At 59.4% G+C, this 1,021-nt stretch carries 1 protein-coding gene; it reads left to right on the top strand.

Translation table 11 applies throughout. From position 1 onward, the window contains the following. Positions 1–67: 67 nt before the first annotated feature. A partial coding sequence (locus AC629_RS44470) for an MFS transporter (RefSeq protein WP_084810843.1) occupies positions 68–1,021 on the top strand: 954 nt, incomplete at its 3' end.

Below are 1,021 nucleotides of genomic sequence, written 5' to 3'. Positions count from 1 at the left end.
CAAAACAAGTGTCCCCAAAATTGATCTGGGCAGGCCCCCTAAGCCCCGAGACGGAGGTAACGGTGCCATGGACGAGATCGAAGCAAAGACCATCCGCAAGATCATGTGGCGTTTGCTACCCTTCCTCTTCGTCTGCTACTTCGTCGCGTACCTCGACCGCGTGAACGTCGGTTTCGCCAAATTGCAGATGAACTCGGCGCTCGGCCTGTCGGAGGCCGCATACGGCTTCGGTGCGGGCCTGTTCTTCATCTCCTACTTCCTATTTGAAGTCCCATCTAACCTTGCGCTGGACAGGTTCGGTGCACGGCTCTGGATCGCCCGCATCATGTTAAGCTGGGGCGTCATCTCTGCTCTGTTCGCCTTCATCCTCCCGATCTCAGCGGCAACCGGGATCTCGACCGAGTGGGTGTTCTACATCCTCCGCTTTCTGCTCGGTCTCGCCGAGGCGGGTTTCTTTCCCGGGATCATTTTCTACCTGACCCTGTGGTTCCCTTCGATCTACCGCGCCCGGGTTGTCTCGCTGTTCATGCTGGCCATCCCTTTCTCGTCGATTGTGGGCGGACCGATCACCGGGGCTCTGCTGAACATCTACGGCGCTGGACTGGATGGCTGGCAATGGCTCTTCATCCTCGAAGCCTTGCCGTCGATCCTAATGGGCTTTGGAGTCGTCTTCTATCTGACTGACCGGCCAACGCTCGCGACGTGGCTCGCCAACGACGAGAGGAACTGGCTCGAACGACGGCTGGAGTCCGAGAGGCAGCACAAGGTGTCGGTCGAGCACGTCGGCATCCTCAAGGCGCTCACTGACCTCCGCGTCCTCGCCTGCGCGTTCGTCTACTTTTGTTTGAACGCGGCGAGCTATGGTGTGGCGTTCTTCTTGCCGACGATCATAAAGGACTTCGGCGTGAGCAATTTCCAGACCGGCCTGCTGTCCGCTGTGCCGTTCTTGTTTGGCGCCGTCGGGATGGTCCTCCTGGGCCGCAACTCCGACCGCACATTGAAGCGTCGGGAGCACGTTTGC

This window comes from Bradyrhizobium sp. NAS80.1 (genome assembly GCF_001908205.1).
Lineage (GTDB): Bacteria > Pseudomonadota > Alphaproteobacteria > Rhizobiales > Xanthobacteraceae > Bradyrhizobium.
Note: the sequence above shows the minus strand (reverse complement) of the source record. Positions and strands in the feature narration are given on the sequence as shown.